We start from the raw sequence: 23,155 nt of genomic DNA, 5'->3' as shown, positions 1-23,155 counted from the left end.
GCCTGCGCCGAGGCGCCGAGCGCCCGCGGCCGGCTGCGCCCGAGGGCGAAGGTCGCGGACGCTCGGCGGCGGCGCCGGTCACGCGAGCGCGTCGCGGATGCGGCGCGGCACGTCGGTGATCACGCGAGCGCGTCGCGGATGCGGCGCGGCACGTCGGTGATCAGCCCGTCGACGCCGAGCGCCGCGAGGTCCCGCGCTTCCCGCGGGTCGTTCACGGTCCACACGTTGATCACGCGCCCCTGCCGCTTCAGCAGCGCGATGCGCTCGGGCGACGCGATCGTCCGCTCGATGTGCGCGGCGAGCGCCCCGAGCGCCGGCGCGAGGCGCACGGCCGTGTCGTGGTAGCGGCTCCGGTGCACGAGGAGCGCGCGCGGGACGGCCGGCGCCATGACCGCGAAGGAGGCCAGCATGACGGGATCGAACGACGAGACGAGCACCGCGTGGCGGGGATCCCAGGCGCGCAAGAGGCGCGCGGTCGCGAGCACGACGGCGGCGCGGTCGGGCACGTCCCGCTTCATCTCGACGTTGACCGCGAGCCGCCGCCCGCGCGCGAACGCGAGCACCTCGGAGACGAGCGGCACCCGCTCGCCGCCGAGGTCGACCTGCCGGAGCTCGTCCCAGCGGAGCGCCGCGGCGGCGCGCGGGTCCGCGCCCTGGGTCACCCGCTCGAGGTCCGGGTCGTGCAGCGCCACGAGCTCGCCCGACCCGCACACCCGCACGTCGAGCTCGATCCCGTCGGCGCCCTGCGCGGCCGCCTCCTCGAAGGCGGCGAGGGTGTTCTCGGCGGGGGCGCCCTCGCCGCGCACGCCCCGGTGCCCGAAGAGGAGCGGCGCGCAAGGCCCGAGCGCGCCGGCCTCGCCCCGCGGCGCCGCCCGCCCCGCCGCGCGCGCGCTCCGGCGGAAGCGCTGCTCGGCCCAGGTCACCGCGCGGGCTCCTCGTTGAGCTCCTCCGCGATGGTGCGGGCCGCCTCGCGCGCGCGCTCGAGCGCGGAGAGCGGGAAGGACGCCGCGCCGACGGCCGGGTGCCCGCCCCCGTCGTAGCGGCGGCAGATCGGGGCGATGTCGCGGTCGCGCGCGACGCCGCACCAGGGGTTGTAGCCGACCGAGAGCTTGTAGTGCTGCTTCTGCCGGGAGAGCGTGACCGAGTACACGCAGTCCGGGTACATCGCGTACGTCATGAACTTGCCGACCGCCTCGAGCGGCGCGTCGGAGAGATCGACGAGCACGACGCGGCCGAGCTTCCGCGCGCCGCGCTCGATGCGCGCGACGAAGGTCTGCCGCGAGAGGGAGAGCGGCCGCCAGAGCTCCTGGATGTCGGGCGCGCGCGCCACCTCGCTCACGGGCCGCTCGACGAGCCGGGGCACGACGGAGGCGAGGAAGGGCCCGTCGCCGTGGTGCTCGACGACCGACGCGAGCTGCATGATCGGCTCCTCGCGGCTCACGGCGGCCTCGGCCGAGGGGAAGCGCGCGGTGTCGATGAGGTCGGCCCAGCGGATGAGCTCATCGACGCCGGACATCTCGACGCCGAAGTGATCGCGGCTGACGTCCGCGATGAGCTTGGTGCACGAGCCGTAGGCGGCGTCGTAGAAGACGTGCGGCGCGTCGCCCGCGACCGTCCCGCGCGACGCGCCGGAGAGCGCCGCGTCGCGCTCGTCGTCCGAGCCGAACCCGGTGATGTGGTGGTCGAAGTACCACGTCAGCTTCTTCGTCGGCGTGTACCGGAAGTCGAGGATCGCGTTCTCGTCGCCGTCGAGCCACGAGGGCGGGATCATCGTCATGCCCGGGCCGTACCCGCAGGAGCGGTAGCGGAGCGCGAGCGGCTCGCCGGGGCGGAGCGCCTGCATCAAGCGGGTGAACAGCGCCGCGCTCGCCATGCCGTCGAAGCAGTGGCCGTGCGTCGCGACGACGATGTCCCTGGGCTTCATCGGGCGAGGGGGTAGCACGCCTCACGGCCGGCCGCTCGCGGACCGAGCATCGCGCGGCGGTTCTGATAGGCTCCGCGCCGTGCGGCGTGCCCTCGTTCCCCTCGCACTGCATCCGTTCAGGCCGGCGCGCCGCTTGGCCGCCGCGCCGCTCGCCGCGCTGCTCGCCGCGTCGGGCTGCGGCGGCGCCTCCGCGCCCCGCGCCGAGGTCCTGCAGCCGAGCCCTCCGCCCGCGCCGGCGCCCGCGCCCACGCGCGAGGTGCGGAACCCGCCGCCGCCGAGCGATGCGCCCGAGCCGGACCCGGAGGCGGCGCGGCTGTTCTTGAGCCGCGTGGGGCAGCAGCGGCCCGCGGCGAGCGCGCCGGCGCCGCGCGTGACCGCGCTCGCGCTCGCCAACACCGCGCGCGGCGAGGCGAGGGGGATGACGCCGCTCGGCGACGTCGTGTCGCTCGCGATCGGGGAGGGGGAGAGCAGCGCGATCCCGGTGCGCGTGGCGCCGGGGGAGTGCGCGGTGTTCATCGCGCAGGGCGGGCTCGGCGTCATCGAGGTCGATCTCTTCGTCACGAAGGGCGCTCCGCCGTCGCACGAGATCGTCGGACAGGACGCGGACAGCGGGCCGATCGCGGTGATCGGCGGCCGGGGCGCGTGCTTCACCTCGCCCGGGGGCGCGCCGTTCGCCGGGAGCCTGCACGCGCAGGTGCGGCGCGGCGCGGGCGTGGTGCTCGTGCAGGGCTACCGCGGCCCGCGCCCGGCCGCCCCTCCCGGCGCCGGGCCGCCCGGCGCGACCCCGCCCGACACGGCGCCGCCGAGCGCCGCGCCGCCGAGCGCCGCGCCGCCGAGCGCCGCGCCGCCGAGCGCCGCGCCGCCGAGCGCGCCGCCTTCCAGCGCCGCGCCGTCCTCCAGCGCCGCGCCGCCAGGCGCAGCGTCGCTCCGCGACCCGCCCCGGTAGCGCCGCGTCGCCCGGGCGCGCCGCGCGCGCTCCGCATTTTGCGCAACTCGGTCCGGGCGCCGGTCGACACGCCGCGTATGGCGTCGATCGAGATCCAGCCCGCAGATCCCTCCTACCCCGCGCCGCTCTGGGCCCTCGTGACCGAGACCGAGGCCGCGCCGCCGACGCTCTACCTGCGCGGCGCGCTCCCGTCGCGCCCCGGCGTGGCGATCGTCGGCACGCGCGCCGCGAGCGACGACGCGCTCCGGTTCACCCGCGCGCTCGCCGCGTCGCTCGGCGAGGCGGGCTACTCGATCTGGTCGGGCGGCGCGCGCGGCGTCGACGCGGCCGCGCACGAGGGCGCGCTCGCGGCGCGCGCGCCGACCGTGGTCGTCAGCGGCGGCGGCCACGCGCGCCCCTACCCGCGGGAGCACGCGCCGCTCTTCGATCGCATCCTCGCCGCGGGCGGCGCGCTGCTCGCGCGCGTCCCCGACGACACGCCGCCGCTGCCGGGGCTGTTCCTCCAGCGCAACGCCGTGCTCGCCGCGCTCACCCTCGCGACCGTCGTGGTCGAGGCGGGCATCGAGAGCGGCGCCCGCTCCGCCGCCGCCGCGGCTCGCCGCCTCGGGCGCCACCTCTGCGTCGTCCCCCACGCCCCGTGGAGCCCGCGCGGCCTCGGCTGCGCGCTGGAGCTCGTCTCCGGCGCGCGCCCCGTCACCCGCGCGGCCGACGTGATCGACGTCCTCGGCGGGCCGGCGCCGCCGCCCCGCCGGCGGGCGCGGCGGTCGCCGCGCAACAGCCCGCCCGCCGCCGGCACCCTGCCGCTGCCGGACCCGGCCGTCGCCGCGCCGGCGAGCGCTCCGGCCGCGGAAACCGCGCAGATCCCGGCGATGAGCGCGGTCGAGCGCGCGGTTTTCGACGCCCTGGACGCCTGCCCGGCGCACGTGGATGAGGTCTGCGAGAGGACGGGGCTTCCGCCCAGGCGCGCCGTGGAGGCACTCTTGACGTTGACGCTCCAGGCCGTAGTAGTAGAGGGGCCCGCCGGGTTGTTTCGGCGGGCTCTTCGTTGAAGGGGCGCGCCGGCTCACCCTGCCCAGTGCGGTTCCGGGTGGCCGCCTCCTCGCGAGGGGGGCCTCCCTCGCACCGAAGGTCGCCCTTCAATCCTCTCACAAGCCCCGATCGCGTTGCTCAGAAGGTGGTGATGGCCAAGACGCTCGTCATCGTGGAGTCGCCGGCGAAGGCGAAGACCATCAAGAAGTATCTCGGCAACGGGTACGAGGTGTTCGCCTCGAAGGGGCACGTCAAGGATCTGCCCAAGAAGCAGAACGCCGTCGACGTGCAGAACGACTTCGCCGAGACCTACGAGGTCATCGAGGGCAAGGAGAAGGTCCTGGAGGAGCTCAAGTCCGCCGCGAAGAAGGCGGACGAGGTCCTCCTGGCGACCGACCCCGATCGCGAGGGAGAGGCGATCGCGTTCCACATCTCGGAGGAGATCAAGAACCCGAAGCTCAAGGTGGCGCGGGTGGAGTTCCACGAGATCACGAAGAAGGGGGTCGACCACGGCGTCCACAACCCCCGCAAGCTCGACGAGAACCTCTACGACGCCCAGCGGGCGCGGCGCGTGCTCGATCGCATCGTCGGCTACGACGTCTCGGCGCTCGTGTGGTCGAAGCTCGCGTTCGGCCTGTCGGCCGGGCGGGTGCAGTCGGTCGCGCTGCGGCTCATCGTCGACCGCGAGCGCGAGGTGGAGGCGTTCGTCCCGGAGGAGTACTGGAACATCGCGGTCGGCCTCACCGCGGCGAGCCCACCGCAGCGCGCGCCGTTCGTCGCGAAGCTCGCCTCGGCCGACGGCAAGAAGCTCGAGGTGACGAACGGCGAGGTCGCCGCGAAGGTGCGCGCCGATCTCGAGACCGCCCGCTACCGGGTGGCGAAGGTCACGCGGCGCGAGCAGAAGCGCAACCCGCCCGCGCCGTACACGACCTCGAAGCTCCAGCAGGACGCGACGAACTACCTGCACTTCGGCGCCAAGCGGACGATGCAGATCGCCCAGGCGCTCTACGAGGGCATCGACCTCAAGCGCGACGGCGGCCCGGTCGGCCTCATCACGTACATGCGTACCGACTCGACGCGCGTGAGCGACGACGCGATCGCTGAGGTGCGCGGCGTGGTCGCGAAGCGGTACGGCAAGGAGTTCGTCCCCGAGCGCCCGAACGTCTTCAAGTCGAAGAAGAACGCGCAGGACGCGCACGAGGCGATCCGGCCGACGAGCGTCGAGATCCACCCGGACTCGATCAAGAAGCACCTCAAGGACGAGCAGTACAAGCTCTACAAGCTGATCTGGAACCGCTTCGTCGCCTCGCAGATGAACCCGGCGGTGTACGACCGCACGACGGTCGAGATCGACGTCGCGCCGACGGTGGCCGAGCCCGCGCACCGGAGCTACCTCGCGCGGGCGAGCGGGCGGATCCTGAAGTTCGCCGGCTGGCTGCAGGTCACGGAGGGCCAGCAGGAGTTCGCCGGCGAGGAGGAGAGCGCCGGCGCGGCGGCGGACGGCGGCGGCGGCGCGGCGGCGCCCGCCGAGGCGAGCGCCGCGGAGGCGGAGCGGGCGGCGCCGGGGCCGTCGGCCGAGGAGGACTCGGAGGCGCTCCTGCCCGACATGAAGGAGGGCGAGGCGCTCGCCGTGTCGCCGCCGGGCGTCGTCACCGACCAGAAGTTCACGCAGCCGCCGCCCCGCTACAACGAGGGCTCGCTGGTGCGCGAGCTGGAGAAGCGCGGCATCGGCCGCCCGTCGACGTACGCCGAGATCATCAGCAAGGTGCAGCAGCGCGCGTACGTGGAGAAGCGGGAGGGCGGCGCGTTCCAGCCGACGCTGCTCGGGAAGTTCGTGGTCGACGGCCTCGTCCGGTCGAACCTCGACATCATGGACCCGAACTTCACCGCGCAGATGGAGGAGGAGCTCGACGCGGTCGGCGCCGGCAACCTGAAGCGCGAGCAGCTGCTCAAGCGCTTCTACAAGAAGTTCCGGGAGCAGCTCGACAAGTCGAAGAAGCTCGCGCCGTGGAAGCCCGAGGCGGAGAAGACCGACATCGTCTGCGACGAGTGTGGGTCGATGATGCTCAAGAAGTGGGGCAAGAACGGCTGGTTCTTGAGCTGCGAGCGCTACCCGAAGTGCAAGGCCACCCGCGACCTGTCCGACGCGCGCGGGACCGCCGCCGTCCGCGAGACCGACATCTCGTGCGACAAGTGCGGGAAGCCGATGATCATCAAGACGGGGCGCTTCGGCGACTTCCTGTCGTGCACCGGGTACCCGGCCTGCAAGAACACGCGCCCGGTGCCGCTCGGCGTCGCGTGCCCGAGCTGCGGCGGCGATCTCATCGAGATCCGGCCCCGCAAGAAGGGCGGGCGCACCTTCTACGGCTGCTCGAACTGGAACGCCGAGCAGAAGTGCGACTTCAAGCTCTGGCAGAAGCCGGTGCCGGTCCCGTGCCCCCAGTGCGGCGCGAAGTTCGTCACCCGCACCGCTGGCAAGAAGGCGATGCTCGTCTGCGCGACCAAGGACTGCGGCTTCAAGCAGGAGATCGTCGAGGGCGAGGGGGAGGACGGCGCCGCGGACGGGTCCGCCTCCCTCGACGCCGCGGCGATCGTCGCGAGCGCGGCGGCGCCGGCCGACCGGCCCGAGCCGCCGAAGCCCGCGCCGGCCGACCGGCCCGAGGCCCCGTCCAAGGGGGCCGGCGCGCCGAAGGGGGAAGCCGAAAAGCCCGCGCGGCCCGTGCGCGCCCGGCGCACGGCGAGCTAAGAAGGCCGCGAGACCTCCCACCCTGGTGAGCTGCACATGAACGGAGCGGAGAGCCCGCGCGACGAGGTCGTCGTCGTCGGAGGCGGCCTGGCCGGTTGCGAGGCGGCGTACCAGCTCGCCCAGCGCGGGCTGCGCGTGCGCCTCGTCGAGATGAAGCCGCACAAGCGCACGCCCGCGCAGACGAGCGATCGGCTGGCCGAGCTCGTGTGCTCCAACTCGCTGCGCGGCGCGGCGCTGAGCAACGCGGTCGGGCTGCTCAAGGAAGAGCTCCGTCGCGTGGGCTCGCTCGCCCTGCGGTGCGCCGACGAGACCTCGGTGCCCGCCGGCGGCGCGCTGGCGGTCGACCGCGAGCGGTTCGCCGAGGCGATGACGCGGGCGATCGAGGCCCACCCCCGCATCGCCGTGGAGCGGCGGGAGGTGACGGAGATCCCGGCCGAGCGCCCGGTGATCCTCGCGACCGGCCCGCTCACGTCCGACGCCCTCGCGGCGAGCCTCGCCGCGGCCGTGGGCGCCGAGCACCTCGCCTACTACGACGCGATCGCGCCGATCGTCAGCGCCGACTCGATCGACTGGTCGCGCGTGTGGAAGCAGTCGCGCTACGGCAAGGGCGGCGCGGTCCGGGGCGAGCGCGCCGCGCCGCCGGAGGGCGCCGCGCGACCCGAGCAGACCGCGCCGCCGGAGGACGCGGCCGAGCGCCGCGACGACGCCGAGGCCGGCGACGAGGCGTACGTGAACTGCCCCTTCGACGAGGCGCAGTACAAGGCGTTCGTCCGGGCCCTCGTCACGTCGGAGAAGGTGGAGGCCCGCGACTTCGAGGAGGTGCGCTACTTCGAGGGGTGCCTGCCGTGCGAGGTGATGGCCGCGCGCGGGGAGCAGACGCTCGCGTTCGGGCCGATGAAGCCGGTCGGCCTCACCGATCCGCGCACCGGCAGGCGGCCGTACGCGGTGCTCCAGCTGCGCCCCGAGGACGAGGCGGCGACGGCGTACAACCTGGTCGGCTTCCAGACGCGCATGAAGTACGCCGAGCAGCTCCGGGTGTTCCGGATGGTGCCCGGCCTCGAGGAGGCCGAGTTCCTCCGCATGGGCTCCGTGCACCGGAACACCTTCGTCGACGCGCCGGCGCTCCTCGGCCCGGCGATGGAGCTGCGCGCGCTGCCGGGCGTGCACCTCGCCGGCCAGATCTCGGGCGTGGAGGGCTACGTGGAGAGCGCCGCGGCCGGGTTCGTGTGCGCGATCCTCCTCGCGCAGCGGCTGCGGAACGAGCCGCTCCGGCCGCCGCCGCCCACGACGGCGCTCGGCGGCATCCTCACGCACCTCGGGCGGAAGCAGCCGACGTATCAGCCGTCGAACATCACCTGGGCGCACATCGCGCCGCTCGATCCCGCGCACGGCAAGCTGCGCAAGCGCGCCCGCTACGAGGCGATGGCCGAGCGCGCCCTCCGCGACCTCGACGCGTGGTGGGCCGCGGGCTGACGGGCGGCCTCGGCGGGCGCGCGCTCGCGCGCGTCCAGGCGAGCCCTCGGGAAGCTGTAAGTCTGGAAGAACATTGAAGTTTCTTCCAATCTGCCCGGCTCCCTGCGAGCGCTGACGCGCGGCGCGCGGCGCGGAGGTCGCCGGCGGCGCGCCAATCGTGCGCGGTCTGCCTGCCGCGCGCGGGCTTGGGTAGCCTGGCGGTGGTGCGCCGCGCGCCGACCGCGCGCTCCGGGAGCCCGCCCGCGCGGACCCGCGCCCATGGAGGTACCCGATGAAACTTCGCTTGCTCGCGCTCCTCACGCTCGCCGTTCCTGCCGCGACGCTCCTCTCGCCGCGCGAGGCGCTCGCCTGCGGCGGGTGCTTCGCCCCGCCGACCGAGACCACGGTCGTCAACGCGCACCGGATGGTCCTCTCCGTATCCCCCGTCCAGTCGGTGCTCTGGGATCAGATCCAGTACTCCGGCGATCCGCGCGAGTTCGCCTGGGTGCTCCCGGTGAAGCCCGGCGCGACGATCGAGGTCGGCTCGGACGCCTGGTTCGAGACGCTCGACGCGGCCACGTCGGTCCGCATCACGGCGCCGAACTCCTTTTGCGCCTCGAGCGGTGGCGGCTGCGGCACCCTGGCCTCAGCCGACTCGGCGGGCGGCGTGGCAGGGGGGTTCGGCAACGACCAGGTCACCGTCCTTCACCGCGGCACCGTCGGTCCGTACGAGACCGTGACGCTCACGACCGACACGCCCGGCGCGCTGAACACGTGGCTGGAGAGGAACGGCTTCGGCGTCGACGAATCGACGCAGCCGGTCATCGACGCCTACGTCGAGGAGCAATTCGACTTCATCGCCCTCAAGCTCCAGCCCGGCAAGGACGTGAAGGAGATGAAGCCGGTGCGGGTCGTCATGCCGGGGGGGAGCGCCACGCTGCCGCTCCGGATGGTGGCCGCCGGCACGGGCGCGAACGTCGCGATCACCCTCTTCACCATCAGCGAGGCGCGGCTCGCTCCGGAGGGGTTCGCGGCCGCGGCGGTCCCCGTCGACCTGCTCGCGTGGGATTTCGCCTCGCAGGACTCGAACTACGGCGAGCTCCGCGAGAAGGCGCTCGCGGCGCACGACGGCGGCCGCGCGTTCCTCACGCCCTACGCGCAGCAGGGCTCGCTGTTCTCGCCCGTGTCGAGCTCCGCGGCGCCGTTCGGCGTGCAGTACACGACGAGCGGCTCGACCACCCCGGTCGACACGATCGCCGCGGCGTTCGCCCAGCAGGGGCTCGCGAACGGCGAGACCCAGGACACGGAGTGCGCCGTGCGCTTCGCCGAGATCGCGACGGAGAGCCGCGCCGTGGCGAGCCCGTGTCCCGCCGGCGTCCTGCTCTCCGACCCGAGCTGCGGCGAGGTCGCCTCGGGCCAGATCGACGCGCGCGAGCTCGCGTGCGGGCCGCTCGACGACCTCGCCGTCGCCATGATCGGCCTGCACCCGAAGGACGTCTGGCTCACGCGCCTTGAGGCGAACCTGCCGCGCGCGGCGCTCGACACGGACCTCGTCCTGAGCCCCGCGAAGCAGGAGCGGGTCGACAACTGGATGCGCGCCCGCCTGAGCGTCCACGCCGAGGTGCTCTGCGGCGCGGCGCTCCCGCTCGTCGACGGCGACCGCGCCTCGCGGACGCGGGGGCAGGGCACGCTCGTGGGCATGACGCTCGGCGCCCTCGCCCTCGCGGCGGCGATCGCCCGCCGCGGCGCGCGCCGCTTCGCCTCCCGCCCGGCCTGACCGGACGCTCAGGCGTCCACGTCCGGCGTCTTCTTTCGCGCGACGGGCAGGGGCTGGCCGTGCTCCGGGATGATGGTGAGATCGCCGTCCGCCTCCAGGATGGCCCAGCGCACCTGGGAGAGGTGCGCGAGCCCGCTCTTGTGCATCTCGGACACGATCTCCTCCGGCTGGATGCGCTGGCGATTGCACGCCTCTTCCAGGATACGGCCGTTCGCGACCAGGACCGTCGGCGTGCCGTCGATGACCTTGGCCGCCCGCGGGGAGAGGTGCGTCAGGACCGACGTCAGGAACACGAGCACGAGGAGGGTGGACACGCCCGCGAGCGCGTTCGCGAGGGACGCCTCGCGGACGAGGGCCTGAGAGACGATCTCCGGGATCAGCATGAGCGTGACGAGCTCGAAGGGGGACAGCGCGTTGAGCTCGCGCTTGCCGAGCACGCGGAACGCGATGGCGAGGAACACATAGACGAAGGCGACGCGGGCGACGGTCTCCATGGCGGTCAGGGGAAGATGAACGTGCGGAGCGGCACCACGGCGCCGCGCTCCCCATCGCACGAGAGGGTTGCGTTGCCCGAGGCGAGCCAGGAACGCTCGCCCCGGAGCTCGAGGACGATCCGGCGTTGCTCGCCGGGCGCGAGGCCGCCCAGCTCGAAGCGCCCGATGGCCGTCTCCTCGGGCGTGGCGCGGCGCTCCTGGAAGCTGTCCAGGTAGGCCTGGTCGATCGTGAGCGCGGCGGCCCGGCAGGGGGCGTCCGCCGTGCGCGTCACGTCGAAGGTGAGCTGCTCCGTGTCGCGGAAGCGCATCCGCTCGGGGTACGCCACGCGCAGCGCGAGCCCGGGCGCGGCCGCCTCGCCCGTCTCGCGGGCGTGCATGAGCAGGGCGCTCGCGGCGACGCAGGCGAGCGCGAGCGCGCCGAGCGCGTGCTTCGGGCTGAGCTCGAGCCGGCGCCGCATGTCCGGCGCCGGCGGCGGCTCGGAGGCGGTCTCGAGCGGCGCCGCGGGGGCGCGCCCGTTCGCCTGGCCGGGCCGAGGAGCGGAGATCTCATGACGGGACGGGACCATCGCGCACGACGCCGTTCAAATCTGATGCCGCGGGCAGCGCGCCCGAGAGCTGGGCTGCGCCGGAGAGACCGCTTGCCCCGGCGGCGCTGTGGCGCCGTGGCGTTGCGTGGCAAGCTGCCACGTCGCGCCTCTTCCTCCGCGGGCATCCCTGCGCGATCCTGCGTGATCGCGACTTCGCGAGGTGGCACACGGGCTGCTTGAGCCGTTGTGGTGAGGGCGTGCGGGCCACTGCGGCAATCGAGCTGCAGCCGCCCCGCGTCGGGACTCGACATGACCTGCTCGGTGCTGACTTTTCCAGGCTCCAGGGCGAACTCCAGGACCAGCCACGCGGTGTCGGACAGGGGGAGCGCGCTCCACGCGACGCGCCTCCTGCCGGGGATGACGGTGGTGCTCGAGTCGCTCCTCGACGACATCGCGCGCGCCCGGGAGCGGATCTGGATCTCGACGTACATCTACCGCAACGATCTGATGGGTCATCGCTTCGCCGATGCGTTCGCGGCCGCCGTGCGGCGCGGCGTCGACGTGCGGCTCCTCTACGACGCGCTCGGCAGCCACACGACGCCGGCGCAGTTCTTCGAGGACATGCGGGCTCGCGGCATCCGCGCGCGCGCGTACCGGCCGCTCGGCACGGTGCTGCGCCGGGGCGTCCTGTTCCCGCGGGAGCACTCGCGCATCGTGGTGATCGACGGCGCCGGGTACGTCGGCGGCGCGGCGTGGGCCGACGAGTGGCTGCCGCGCGATCAGGGCGGCGACGGCTGGCACGAGGTCTGTAGCCGGGTGGTGGGGCCCTGCGTGGGCGACATGCAGCGGGCGTTCGAGTGCCGCTGGATGCTCGCCAACGAGGCCGACGGGCGCTCGTTCGACTACTGGACCGGCGGCGTCTACGACGACGTGGAGTTCATCACCGACGCGCCCAGGCCGCCGGCGATCATCTACGAGCGCCACGTGGAGCGGGTGCGCTCGGCGCGGCGGCGCGTGTGGATCGAGAACGCGTATTTCTGCCCTCCCCGCGGGCTGGAGCGCGAGCTCATCGACGCCGCGCGCCGCGGGATCGACGTGAAGATCATCGTTCCGCGCAACTCCGATCTACCGACCATCCGCAACGCGAGCCTCGCGCGGTACAGGTGGTGGCTGGAGAACGGGCTCCAGATCTACGAGTTCCTGCCGTCGATGCTGCACTCGAAGTTCGCGGTGATCGACGACGACTGGGCGACCGTGGGGACCTTCAACGTGAACCCGACGAGCCTGCGGTGGGTGAGCGAGGCGAACCTCATCGTCAAGCAGCCCGGCTTCGTGAGGGACGCGGCGAACCTGTTCGAGCGGGACCTCGGTCGGAGCGAGGAGGTGTGCCTCAACAACCTGCCAAAGCTGGGGGCGCTCGCGCGGATGCGAAACGCGCTGTGGAGCCTGGGGCTCGATCTGCTGGAGCCACGGTACGCGTCCGGGAGAGGGCGCGGTGCGCTCCCCGAGCCGGAGCGGGAGGGCGGCTTCCTGCCCGCTATCGGGGTCTAGAGCGGTTTTCAGCTGCGACTGACACCGTTCGTCGTCTCTCGTCTCTCGTCTCCGTCTTCCGTCTTCCGTCTTCCGTCTTCCGTCTTCCGTCTTCCGTCTTCCGTCTTCCGTCTTCCGTGCTCGTCCTTCGTGCGCGTGCGCGTGCGCGTGCGCGATTCCCCGGAGTCGGCGCGCACGTGGACGCGCAGGGGCACGCGCACGCGCACGAAGACGTTGCACGGAGACGAGAGACGAAAGACGAAAGACGGGGACGAGAGACGAAGGCCGGAAGACCCCTGCACTGAACCGAGCGAAACCGCTCTCTGTTGCGGGGGACGGGGGCCTCTTGCGGGGGACGGGGGCCCCACGGGCGGCGGCGCGGCGAGGTGGAGCCGAGCCGCCCGCCCGCGACGAGCTCCCTCCCGGCGGGTTTACCGCTACTTGACGGGAGTGAGCACTCTCCGAGCGCCAGGGCGAATGGCCAGTACAGCCATCCAGCTCACGAAGCCGCCAGGCAACCAAGAGAAAGAATCAAATTGCTCCTGATCGCCCCGGCCGCCCCGTGAGCCCGAGCCGCTACGGCGCCGCTGGCGGCCTCGGGGGCTCCTCGGCCGCACCCGCGTCCGCGGCCGGCGGGGCCGGCTCGGCCGCTGGCGGGGGAGGGGCGGGCTCCTGACTGGCCGCCCCCGCATCCGCGTGGCCCTCGACGGCAGGCGCCGAGGCGTCGGCCACCGGCGGCGGGCAAGCCGACCCCCCGCCCTCCTGCCCACCAGCGCAGGCCGTAGCCCCCGGCTCCGGCGACGCGCCGGACGGGGACGCCTGCGCAAGGAGCACCGGCGCCTCCACACCCGCGTCCGACGCGGGCAGCTCCGGGAGCGGCGCGCTCGCCGTGGCCGCCGGCGACGTGGCGGCCGCAGCGGCGGGCGCCGGCGCAGGGGGAGCCGGCTTCGGAGCCCGCGTCGGGCGCGGGGCCACAGGCTCGGCCGGGGGCGCCGGGGGCGCCACGACGCCGCGCGCGATGCTGGCCGTGAGGGAGCTCGCCTCGGCCGCAGGGCGCACCGGCGACGGCGGCTCGGCGACCGGCGCCGGAGGCGTGGCCAGAGACGCCGGCGCCGTCGGCGTCATCTCGACCGCAGGGCCCGTCGCGACCGGCGCCACGCTCCACGCCGCCGCGCCCGCCATGAGGACGAAGCCCGCCGCCGCGACGCGGCGGAACGGAAAGCGATCCCGCAACGAGGGACGCTGCGACGGGGACACCCCCACCGGCGGATTCACCATCGCCGTCGCCTCGGACCACGCCCGCTCGCCGCTCTCCTCCAGCGATCCGCGCCGCACCACCACCGCGGCGCGGCGGCTCGGCTCGCCAGGCGCCCGCCGCGCGGACGCCATGGGAAGCTGCAGCTCCAGCGCGTCGTCGGAGCGCCGCGAGTGCAGCGTCGGCGCAGCGCTCACCACCATCGGCCGCGGCGACGGCGCGGGGACCTGGCTCGTCCGCTCGTCCAGCCACTGCGCGCGGAGCGACGCGCCGCACACGTCCTCCGAGACGCCCCGCGAGAGGAGCCACGTCGCGAGCGCGACGCCGAGCTCGCGCATGCTCCCCCAGCGATCCGCCGGATCCTTGCGCAACCCGCGCTCGATGATCGACCACAGCGCCGGATCCGTGCCGCACCGCTCGACGAGCGACTGCACCGGATCCTGGATGACCGCCCGCAGCGTCCCGAACCCCTGCTCGCCGGCATAGGGCGTCTCGCCCGCGATCGACTCGTACAGCATCGTGCAGAACGCCCAGATGTCCGCGCGATGATCGAGCTGACCCTGCCCGAGCGCCTGCTCGGGCGGCATGTACTGCGGCGTCCCGATCACCGCCGCGCCCGTCGAGCCGGACTGCGGTTCGGTCCACGTCACCTTCGCGATCCCGAAATCGACGACCTTCGGCTGGATCCTCCCGTCGCCCTGCTCCGCGAGCATCACGTTGTCCGGCTTGAGATCCCGGTGGACGACGCCGCGCTCGTGGGCGGCGTGCATCGCGCTCGCGACCGGCAGCAAGACCGCGATCGCCGCCTCGGGCAAGAGCCGCTGCTCGCGGCAGAGCAGGTCCCGGAGGGCCTCGCCCTCCAGGAGCTCCATCACGATGTACGGCGTGCCGCCCGCGGTCTTGCCGAGATCGAAGACGCGCACGATGCCCGGATGGCTGAGCTTCGCCGCCGCCCGCGCCTCGCGCAGCAGGCGCTCCGCGATCGCGGGAGAGCGCATCTCCGGGCGCAGCACCTTGATGGCCACGTTGGCCTCGAGCGCCGTGTTCGCAGCGACCCAGACAGAGCCCATCGCCCCCTCTCCCGCCTTGCGGAGGAGCTGGTACTTGTCGCCCACCACCGTGCCGACCTCGAAGCGCTCCCCTAAGGTGTGCTCGAAACCCTGGGTCAAGTTGCTCGACATGCGCTCTCCTGCCGCCTGCTCCGGCCATCCGCCGCCCACGACGCCACGCTTCGCCACGAATCCAATTCTGGAGCATCGCTCGTGCCAGGCGCTCCGCTCGGGGAACGCCTGAAATCCCGGACGAGCGCGTCGGCGGCAGCGCGCCTCAGCGAGGCAAGTTGCCACGCGCCGGGCGCCCCGGCATCCCCAGCGCGCTCACCCCCGCGAGCTGCCTAGATGAAGCTGTCGTAAGGACGTCGCTGCACGCACTCGCTCCGGACGTTCTCGGCGCCCGAAACCTCGAGGATCAGCTCCAGGATCTCCGCGTCTCGCTCCGAGGTCGCGTGGACGCCCACGAGGACCTCGCCTTGCCGCAAGCCGCTCTCGTACACGCGGGCGCGGTGCTCTGGGACACCGGCGCCGACGAGCGCGCCGACGAGCCCGCCGGCCGCGCTGCCCGCGCCCACGAGCGCGGACTCCAGGGGGCCCGTCACCACGAGCCCGAGGCCGGGCAACGCCACGCTCGCGCCGGCCGCCGCGAAGGCCGCCCCTACCGCCCCGCCGACGCCGACGTCCGCGATCGCCCGCGCGCCGGTTCCGCTCTCGACACGCTCTCCGCGCGCGGCGCCGCTCATGACAAGGCTGATGGCGTCGCGCTTGTATCCACAGCTCATGACGCGCTCAACCGCTCTCTCGGCGTCGAGCCGTGTCCTCACAAGACCGGTCACCAGCTTTGCCCTCACCGACAGCTCCTTTCCCGAAGAACGTCCTCGACCGGGCGCGTCCCCTCTCTGTATTCTGGAATCCCACACCGGCACAGCAGGCGCCGTGCCAACGAAAGATGCCCCAAATGCGCGCTCTCCTGCGCTGTCGGCTGTGGACGGTCGACGCCTGAGCCTGCGGAGAGACGCCACACTGAGGCGTCATTGCAGCGAAGACGAACCGCCGCGTGCACGCGGGCACATCCGCGCGGGGCGGCGGCGAGCGGGGTGGAGCGAGCTCAGCGGTGCAGCCAGATGCGGAGCAGCGCGAGCAGCTGCTCCGTATCGACCGGCTTGGAGATGTAGTCTGTCGCGCCGGCCTCGAGGCATTTCTCGCGATCGCCCTTCATCGCCCTGGCCGTGACGGCGATGATCGGGAGCGTCTGGAAGGCGGGCCGCTGCCGGATCGCGCGCATCGTGTCGTATCCGTCCATCTCCGGCATCATGATGTCCATGAGCACGACATCGATGCCGCTCGTCCTCTCCAGACGGTCGATGGCGGCCTTGCCCGTATCGGCGGCCAGCGTGGTCATCCCCTGGCTCTCGAGGACGGTCTTCAGCGCGTAGATGTTGCGGAAATCGTCGTCGACGATCAGCGCGCATTTGCCGGAGAGCGCGGCGGTCGACTCGTGGAGCTGCTCGATCACGAGCCGCTTCGGCTCCGGCAGATCCGAGAGCCGGAGGTGCAGCGCGAGCGTGACCTCGTCGAGCAGGCGCTCCCTCGACTGGACGTGCTTCACGGGGAGCCGCTGCGCGAGGCGGCCGAGCTGCACCTCGTCGTCCCCGGCGACGTCGGCCGGCGTGTACACGATCGCCGCCAGATCGGCGAAGCGCCCGGCCCGGTCGAGGTGCTCGATGAGCTCGAGGCCGGGCATGTCGGGCAGGCGCAGCCCGAGCACGATCGCCTCGTACGGCTCGCGCTCGAGCGCGACGAGCGCGGCCTCGCCGGTCGCCACGCTGGCGATCGTGACCCCCTCGTCCCGGAGCAGCTCGACCACGGGATCGCCCGACGCCTCGTCCGGCTCGACGACGAGCAGCCGGCGCCGCGGCGAGCTGACCAGCCCGTCGAGCCGCGCGAAGGCCTCGTCGAGCGCCGTCCTGCTGCTGAGCGGCTTGTTGAGGAGCCCCACCGCGCCCATCCGCCGCGCGCGGCACCGCTCCTCCTCCGTCTCCGTCGTGATCACCTGGACCGGCACGTGCCGCGCCGACAGATCGCGCTTGAGGCAGTCGAGCACGCGCCAGCCGTCCATGTCGGGCAGGTTGATGTCCAGCGTGATCGCCGCGGGCTTGAGCTCGCGCACCAGCGCGAGCCCCGTCGCGCCGCGGACGGCGACGACCGCCTTGAAGCGGTGCTCCCGCGCGACGTCCACGAGGAAGCGGGCGAACACGGTGTCGTTCTCCACGATCACGATCGCGCGGTCGCCGGGGCGGACGCTCTCGCTGTCGTCGATGACCTGCGTGTCCGGGCCCACGGCCATGCGGTCGGACGGCCGGCTGCTGTGGACGGTCTCCTCGATGGCGGTCGGCGTGTCGAGGACGTGCGTCGGCGGCCGCCGCGCCGCCCGTACGGGCCGGTAGGTGCGCGGCAGGTAGAGCGTGAACGTGCTGCCGCGGCCCGGCGCGCTCACCAGCGCGAGGTCGCCGCCGAGCATCCGCGCGATCTCCCGGCTGATCGCGAGCCCGAGCCCGGTGCCCCCGTACTTGCGGCTCGTGCTCCCGTCGGCCTGCTGGAACGCCTCGAAGATGATCTGCTGTTTGTCCGGCGCGATCCCGATGCCCGTGTCGCGGACGGAGAGGGCGATCACCGAGTCGGCCCGGCTGAGCACATCGTTCTCACGGCTCCAGCCGTCGCGGGCCACTGTCACCTCCAGGACCACCTTGCCGCGCTCGGTGAACTTGAAGGCGTTCGAGAGCAGGTTCTTGAGCACCTGCTGGAGCCGCTTCGCGTCGGTGAGCATCGAGGACGGCAGCGCCGACGAGAACGAGAGCTCGAAGTCGAGCTTCTTCGACTCGGCCACGTGCCGGAACGTACGTTGTACGTAGTCCGCGAGGTCCTTGAAGTTGATCTCGCCCACGTCGACGACGACGGTGCCGGACTCGATCTTCGAGAGGTCGAGGATGTCGTTGATGAGCGCCAGGAGATCGGTCCCCGACGCGTGGATCGTCTTCGCGAACTCGACCTGCCGCGGGGTGAGGTTCTGGTCGTTGTTCCTGGAGAGCTGGTCCGAGAGGATGAGCAGGCTGTTCAGCGGGGTCCTGAGCTCATGGGACATGTTGGCCATGAACTCCGACTTGTATTTCGACGTGAGGGCGAGCTGCCGCGCCTTCTCTTCGAGGGCCTGGCGGGCCTGCTCGACCTCGTGGTTCTTCCGCTCGACCTCGTGGTTCTGCTCGGCCAGGAGGCGCGCCTTCTCGCCGAGCGCGGCGTTCGTCTCCTGGAGCTCCTCCTGCTGGCTCTGGAGCTCGCGCGCCAGCGACTGGGACTGCTTGAGCAGGTCCTCGGTGCGCATGTTCGCCTCGATCGTGTTGAGCACGATGCCGATCGACTCGGTGAGCTGATCGAGGAACGCCTGGTGGGTCGGGCTGAAGCGCTCGAGCGACGCGAGCTCGATGACGGCCTTCACCTGCCCCTCGAAGAGCACGGGCATCACGATGATGTTGACCGGGGGCGCCTCGCCGAGGCCGCTCGTGATCGTGATGTAGTCGGGCGGCGCGTTGACGAGGAGGATCTTCTCCTTCTCGAGCGCGCACTGCCCGACGAGCCCCTCGCCGAGCTTGAACTGGTTGTCGACGTGCTTGCGCTCCTTGAACGCGTAGCTCGCGAGCAGCTTGAGGACGGGCTCCTCCCGGGCGGCGTCCATGATGTAGAAGACGCCCTGCTGCGCCGTGACCACCGGGGCGAGCTCGGACAGGATGAGGCGGCCGACGGTGAGGAGATCCTTCTGCCCCTGGAGCATGCGCGAGAACTTGGCGAGGTTGGTCTTGAGCCAGTCCTGCTCGCTGTTCTTCAGCGTCGTGTCCTTGAGGTTCCGGATCATCTCATTGATGTTGTCCTTCAGCGCCGCGACCTCGCCCTGCGCCTCGACCTTGATCGACCGGGTGAGGTCGCCCTTGGTGACGGCGGTGGCCACCTCGGCGATCGCGCGGACCTGCGTCGTGAGGTTCGCCGCGAGCTGGTTCACGTTGTCGGTGAGGTCCTTCCAGGTGCCGGCCGCGCCGGGCACGCTCGCCTGGCCGCCGAGCTTGCCCTCGACCCCGACCTCGCGCGCCACCGTGGTCACCTGATCCGCGAACGTCGCGAGCGTCTCGATCATGCCGTTGATCGTGTCCGCGAGCGCGGCGATCTCGCCCTTCGCGTCGACGATCAGCTTGCGCTTGAGATCGCCGTTGGCGACCGCGGTCACGACCTTCGCGATGCCGCGCACCTGGTTCGTCAGGTTGCCGGCCATCGAGTTCACGTTGTCGGTGAGGTCCTTCCAGGTGCCGGCGACGCCGCGGACGTCGGCCTGTCCGCCGAGCTTCCCCTCGGTGCCGACCTCGCGGGCGACGCGCGTCACCTCGGAGGCGAAGGAGTTGAGCTGGTCGACCATCGTGTTGATGGTGTTCTTGAGCTCGAGGATCTCGCCCTTGACGTCGACGGTGATCTTCTTCGAGAGATCGCCGTTGGCGACGGCGGTGGTGACGGCGGCGATGTTGCGCACCTGGGCGGTGAGGTTGCCGGCCATCGAGTTGACGGAGTCGGTGAGGTCCTTCCAGGTGCCTGCGACGCCGCGGACGTCGGCCTGCCCGCCGAGCTTGCCTTCGGTGCCGACCTCGCGCGCGACGCGGGTGACCTCGGACGCGAACGAGCGGAGCTGATCGACCATCGTGTTGATGGTGTCCTTGAGCTCGAGGATCTCGCCGCGGACGTCGACGGTGATCTTCTTCGAGAGATCGCCGTTGGCGACGGCGGTGGTGACGGCGGCGATGTTGCGCACCTGGGCGGTGAGGTTGCCGGCCATCGAGTTGACGGAGTCGGTGAGGTCCTTCCAGGTGCCGGCGACGCCGGTCACCTCGGCCTGCCCGCCGAGCTTGCCCTCGGTGCCGACCTCGCGGGCGACGCGCGTCACCTGCGCCGCGAAGGCGCTCAGCTGGTCGACCATCGTGTTGATGGTGTTCTTGAGCTCGAGGATCTCGCCCTTGACGTCGACGGTGATCTTCTTCGAGAGATCGCCCGTGGCGACGGCGGTGGTGACGGCGGCGATGTTGCGCACCTGGGCGGTGAGGTTGCCGGCCATCGAGTTGACGGAGTCGGTGAGGTCCTTCCAGGTGCCGGCGACGCCGCGGACGTCGGCCTGGCCGCCGAGCTTGCCCTCGGTGCCGACCTCGCGGGCGACGCGCGTCACCTCGGAGGCGAAGGAGTTGAGCTGATCGACCATCGTGTTGATGGTGTTCTTGAGCTCGAGGATCTCGCCCTTGACGTCGACGGTGATCTTCTTCGAGAGATCGCCGTTGGCGACGGCGGTGGTGACGGTCGCGATGTTGCGCACCTGGGCGGTGAGGTTGCCGGCCATCGAGTTGACGGAGTCGGTGAGGTCCTTCCAGGTGCCGGCGACGCCGCGGACGTCGGCCTGGCCGCCGAGCTTGCCCTCGGTGCCGACCTCGCGGGCGACGCGCGTCACCTCGGCCGCGAGGGAGCTCAGCTGATCGACCATCGTGTTGATGGTGTCCTTGAGCTCGAGGATCTCGCCCTTGACGTCGACGGTGATCTTCTTCGAGAGATCCCCCTTCGCGACGGCGGTGGTGACGGCGGCGATGTTGCGCACCTGGGCGGTGAGGTTGCCGGCCATCGAGTTGACGGAGTCGGTGAGGTCCTTCCAGGTGCCGGCGACGCCGCGGACGTCGGCCTGCCCGCCGAGCTTGCCCTCGGTGCCGACCTCGCGGGCGACGCGCGTCACCTCGGAGGCGAAGGAGTTGAGCTGGTCGACCATCGTGTTGATGGTGTTCTTGAGCTCGAGGATCTCGCCCTTGACGTCGACGGTGATCTTCTTCGAGAGGTCGCCGTTGGCGACGGCGGTGGTGACGGCGGCGATGTTGCGCACCTGGGAGGTGAGGTTGCCGGCCATCGAGTTGACGGAGTCGGTGAGGTCCTTCCAGGTGCCGGCGACGCCGCGGACGTCGGCCTGTCCGCCGAGCTTTCCCTCGGTGCCGACCTCGCGCGCGACGCGGGTGACCTCGGACGCGAACGAGCGGAGCTGATCGACCATCGTGTTGATGGTGTCCTTGAGCTCGAGGATCTCGCCCTTGACGTCGACGGTGATCTTCTTGGACAGGTCGCCGTTGGCGACGGCGGTGGTGACGGTCGCGATGTTGCGCACCTGGGCCGTGAGGTTCGACGCCATCGAGTTGACGGAGTCGGTGAGGTCCTTCCAGGTGCCGGCGACGCCGCGGACGTCGGCCTGCCCGCCGAGCTTGCCCTCGGTGCCGACCTCGCGGGCGACGCGCGTCACCTCGGAGGCGAAGGAGCCCAGCTGCTCGACCATCGTGTTGACGGTCTTGGCCGTCCGGAGGAACTCGCCGTCGAGCGGCCTGCCGTCGACCTCGAGGGCCATCGTCTGCGAGAGATCGCCCTTGGCGACGGCCCCGATGACGCGCGCCGTCTCGGCGGTGGGGTGGACGAGATCGCCGATCAGCGCGTTGATGCACGCGACCTCCTCGGCCCACGCGCCGTTCACCTCGCCGATGAAGGCGCGCTGCGAGAGCTTGCCTTCCTTGCCCACCACGCGGCTCAGGCGGTGGAGCTCCTTCGCCATCCGCTCGTTGAGCTCGACGACCTCGTTGAAGGTGTCCGCGATCTTCCCGTCGAGACCCAGCCAGTCGACGGGCAGCCGCACCGAGAACTCGCCCTTCTTGAGGCTCATCAGCGACGTCAGCAGCGTCCGCCGGTCGAGCCCGTCGCGCCCGTCGCGCTCGAGGGGCGCCGCGGCGCGGGGGCGCTCCGCCGCGGGGGCCTTCCTCGCGCGCGGGGCGCCCTGCGACCCCTCGCCGGGCGCGCCCTTCTTGCTCTTGCCATTGCCGGCCTTCGCTCTGCGGGCCTTGTCGAGGTCGCTACGCTGCTCCATGCCGCTGTTCTCCTGGCCCTGCATTGCAATCAGGGTCGATCGGTGAAGGGAAACGAGAGCGCGCCCCGGGCGCGGAGGGAACTTGGGGCGCCGAGAGCGGTGGGATCGGGCGCCCCGGCGCGCCCCTCGGGCGCCGGGGTACCGTCGCGAGGCGGCGAGAGGGCGAGAGGAGGACTGGCCCTCTCGTCCGGGGGGCGGGATCGTCGGCCGCCTCGGGCTTCCGCTGGACGCCGCGCGCCGCCCGGAGGCGGGGCTGTCGCTGCCCGACCGCGAAGATTCCGTCGGGTCCCATCGGGTTCAGGCTTCGAGCACGGTGGCCATGCGCGACTGCGCCCACCGCGCAGCAGCATGGGTTCGTATACTACGCAGGCGCGCAGCCGGGCAAGCATCGCGCCGCGCTCGCCGCGCGCTCCTCGGGTCGCTTCTCGTGGGATTCCGTGGCAGGCAGCGCGGTCGGGCCGCGGCGATGTGGCGAGGGGCGGTGCGGCCAGGGCGAGGAGCGAGGCGGGGATGTGCGCTCCGTGCCGGCGCGGGTGTTGCGCGCGGGCGCGGGTGTTGCGCGCGGGCGCGGCCGTTGCGCGCGGGCGCGGCCGTTGCGCGCTCGCGCGGACATCGTGGGCTGGTGCGGGTCGCGGGTGTTGCGCGCTGGTGCGGGTCGCGGTGGTGCGGGTCGCGGGTGTCGCGCGCTGGTGCGGGGTTGGTCGAGGGGCTGCCTCAGGCGACGTCGGCCTTGGGGGGCCGGCGTCTCGGCAGGAGAGCGCCGGCGGGCTGCTTCCGCGGCGTGACGATGCAGTAGCGCCCTGCCTCTCCCACGCGCTCGTGGATGCCCGATTCCGTGATCTCTCGCGCCGGCCTCAGCGGCGGCAGCCATCGCGACACGTTCGCGAGGCACGAGGTGCGCTCGGGGAACGGGGAGTGACGGGGCCGCGGCCGCTCCGTCGCGGCCCCGTGCGGCCGCTCCGTCGCGGCGTCGTGCGGTCGCTCCGTCGCGTCATAGGCGCGCTCCGGGGCGGCGTCATAGGCGCGCTCCGGGGCGGCGTCGTGGGCCCGCTCGGCAGCGAGGTCGTGGGCCCGCTCGGCAGCGAGGTCGTGGGCCCGCTCGGCGGCGTCGTACGGCCGCTCCGAGATCGATCGGTACACCCGCTCCGAGAGAGAGCCGTGCGGCGGCCGCTCCGAGGGCGACCCGTGGGGCGGCCGCTCCGAGGTCGGCCCGTGGAGCGGCCGCTCCGCGGGCGAGCCGTGAGGCCCCTCGATGGCGGCAGCGCTCTGCGCGGGCAGCATGCCGGACGATGCGCGCCGCTTCGCGGTCGTCGCCGCGATCCGGAGCCGGAGATCCTCGACGTGCCTCGCGAGCCGCTCCGTCTCCTCGGTGAGCCGCGCGAAATCATCGACCTGGCTTCTGCGCTCTGACATAAACGAGTCCTTTGCCGCGATTCTTCAGCCGATCTCGATT

General features: G+C 72.6%; 14 protein-coding genes and 1 pseudogene. 7 read left to right on the top strand and 8 right to left on the bottom strand.

The window, feature by feature from the left end; all coding sequences use genetic code 11:
- Positions 1–119 precede the first annotated feature (119 nt).
- On the bottom strand, positions 120–923 hold the full coding sequence (locus tag WME83_RS31375; RefSeq protein WP_437313382.1) for a glycerophosphodiester phosphodiesterase: 804 nt from the start codon (positions 921–923) through the stop codon (positions 120–122).
- Complete coding sequence (locus WME83_RS31370) at positions 920–1,924, bottom strand: hypothetical protein (protein ID WP_437313381.1); 1,005 nt, start codon at positions 1,922–1,924, stop codon at positions 920–922. Before WME83_RS31370 ends, WME83_RS31375 begins: the two co-directional genes overlap by 4 nt.
- A 133-nt stretch (positions 1,925–2,057) precedes the next feature.
- Here WME83_RS31370 and WME83_RS31365 point away from each other — a divergent pair, with 133 nt between their 5' ends.
- From WME83_RS31365 to WME83_RS31345, 5 genes are all read left to right on the top strand, one after another.
- The gene (locus tag WME83_RS31365; protein ID WP_437313380.1) at positions 2,058–2,870 is read left to right on the top strand and encodes a hypothetical protein; all 813 of its coding nucleotides are present in this window, start codon (positions 2,058–2,060) and stop codon (positions 2,868–2,870) included.
- Between the two features lie 77 nt (positions 2,871–2,947).
- Positions 2,948–3,919, top strand: coding sequence for a DNA-processing protein DprA (locus tag WME83_RS31360; RefSeq protein ID WP_437313379.1), 972 nt, complete (start codon positions 2,948–2,950; stop codon positions 3,917–3,919).
- A 131-nt stretch (positions 3,920–4,050) separates the two neighbouring features.
- Positions 4,051–6,645 (top strand): type I DNA topoisomerase, encoded by a 2,595-nt coding sequence (topA, locus tag WME83_RS31355; protein WP_437313378.1) that lies wholly within the window; start codon positions 4,051–4,053, stop codon positions 6,643–6,645.
- Between the two features lie 36 nt (positions 6,646–6,681).
- Complete coding sequence (gene trmFO / locus WME83_RS31350; protein WP_437313377.1) at positions 6,682–8,118, top strand: methylenetetrahydrofolate--tRNA-(uracil(54)-C(5))-methyltransferase (FADH(2)-oxidizing) TrmFO; 1,437 nt, start codon at positions 6,682–6,684, stop codon at positions 8,116–8,118.
- 271 nt (positions 8,119–8,389) lie between these two features.
- A complete protein-coding gene (locus WME83_RS31345) occupies positions 8,390–9,874 on the top strand; it encodes a DUF2330 domain-containing protein (RefSeq protein WP_437313376.1) in 1,485 nt (494 codons plus the stop codon).
- A gap of 8 nt (positions 9,875–9,882) precedes the next feature.
- Here the strand turns inward: WME83_RS31345 and WME83_RS31340 are convergent, their stop codons facing one another.
- On the bottom strand, positions 9,883–10,368 hold the full coding sequence (locus WME83_RS31340; RefSeq protein WP_437313375.1) for a DUF421 domain-containing protein: 486 nt from the start codon (positions 10,366–10,368) through the stop codon (positions 9,883–9,885).
- A gap of 5 nt (positions 10,369–10,373) precedes the next feature.
- On the bottom strand, positions 10,374–10,934 hold the full coding sequence (locus WME83_RS31335; protein ID WP_437313374.1) for a hypothetical protein: 561 nt from the start codon (positions 10,932–10,934) through the stop codon (positions 10,374–10,376).
- A 282-nt stretch (positions 10,935–11,216) separates the two neighbouring features.
- Here WME83_RS31335 and WME83_RS31330 point away from each other — a divergent pair, with 282 nt between their 5' ends.
- Both WME83_RS31330 and WME83_RS31325 read left to right on the top strand, forming a co-directional pair.
- A complete protein-coding gene (locus WME83_RS31330; RefSeq protein WP_437313373.1) occupies positions 11,217–12,446 on the top strand; it encodes a phospholipase D-like domain-containing protein in 1,230 nt (409 codons plus the stop codon).
- A gap of 50 nt (positions 12,447–12,496) precedes the next feature.
- Positions 12,497–12,574 (top strand): annotated as a pseudogene (locus WME83_RS31325) (hypothetical protein); the annotation flags it as partial.
- 427 nt (positions 12,575–13,001) lie between these two features.
- On the opposite strand, the gene WME83_RS31320 reads toward WME83_RS31325, so the two are convergent.
- The 4 genes from WME83_RS31320 to WME83_RS31305 all read right to left on the bottom strand — a co-directional run bounded on the left by WME83_RS31320 (position 13,002) and on the right by WME83_RS31305 (position 23,115).
- Complete coding sequence (locus WME83_RS31320; RefSeq protein WP_437313372.1) at positions 13,002–14,861, bottom strand: protein kinase domain-containing protein; 1,860 nt, start codon at positions 14,859–14,861, stop codon at positions 13,002–13,004.
- 212 nt (positions 14,862–15,073) lie between these two features.
- The gene (locus tag WME83_RS31315) at positions 15,074–15,514 is read right to left on the bottom strand and encodes a hypothetical protein (RefSeq protein ID WP_437313371.1); all 441 of its coding nucleotides are present in this window, start codon (positions 15,512–15,514) and stop codon (positions 15,074–15,076) included.
- A gap of 326 nt (positions 15,515–15,840) precedes the next feature.
- On the bottom strand, positions 15,841–21,702 hold the full coding sequence (locus tag WME83_RS31310) for a HAMP domain-containing protein (protein ID WP_437313370.1): 5,862 nt from the start codon (positions 21,700–21,702) through the stop codon (positions 15,841–15,843).
- Positions 21,703–22,416: 714 nt separating this feature from the next.
- Positions 22,417–23,115, bottom strand: a complete 699-nt coding sequence (locus tag WME83_RS31305) for a hypothetical protein (RefSeq protein ID WP_437313369.1) — start codon at positions 23,113–23,115, stop codon at positions 22,417–22,419.
- Between the last annotated feature and the right edge of the window lie 40 nt (positions 23,116–23,155).

This window comes from Sorangium sp. So ce385, assembly GCF_051474135.1.
GTDB classification, from domain to species: Bacteria; Myxococcota_A; Polyangia; order Polyangiales; family Polyangiaceae; genus Sorangium; species Sorangium cellulosum_D.
This window is presented reverse-complemented; position numbering and strand designations above follow the sequence as displayed.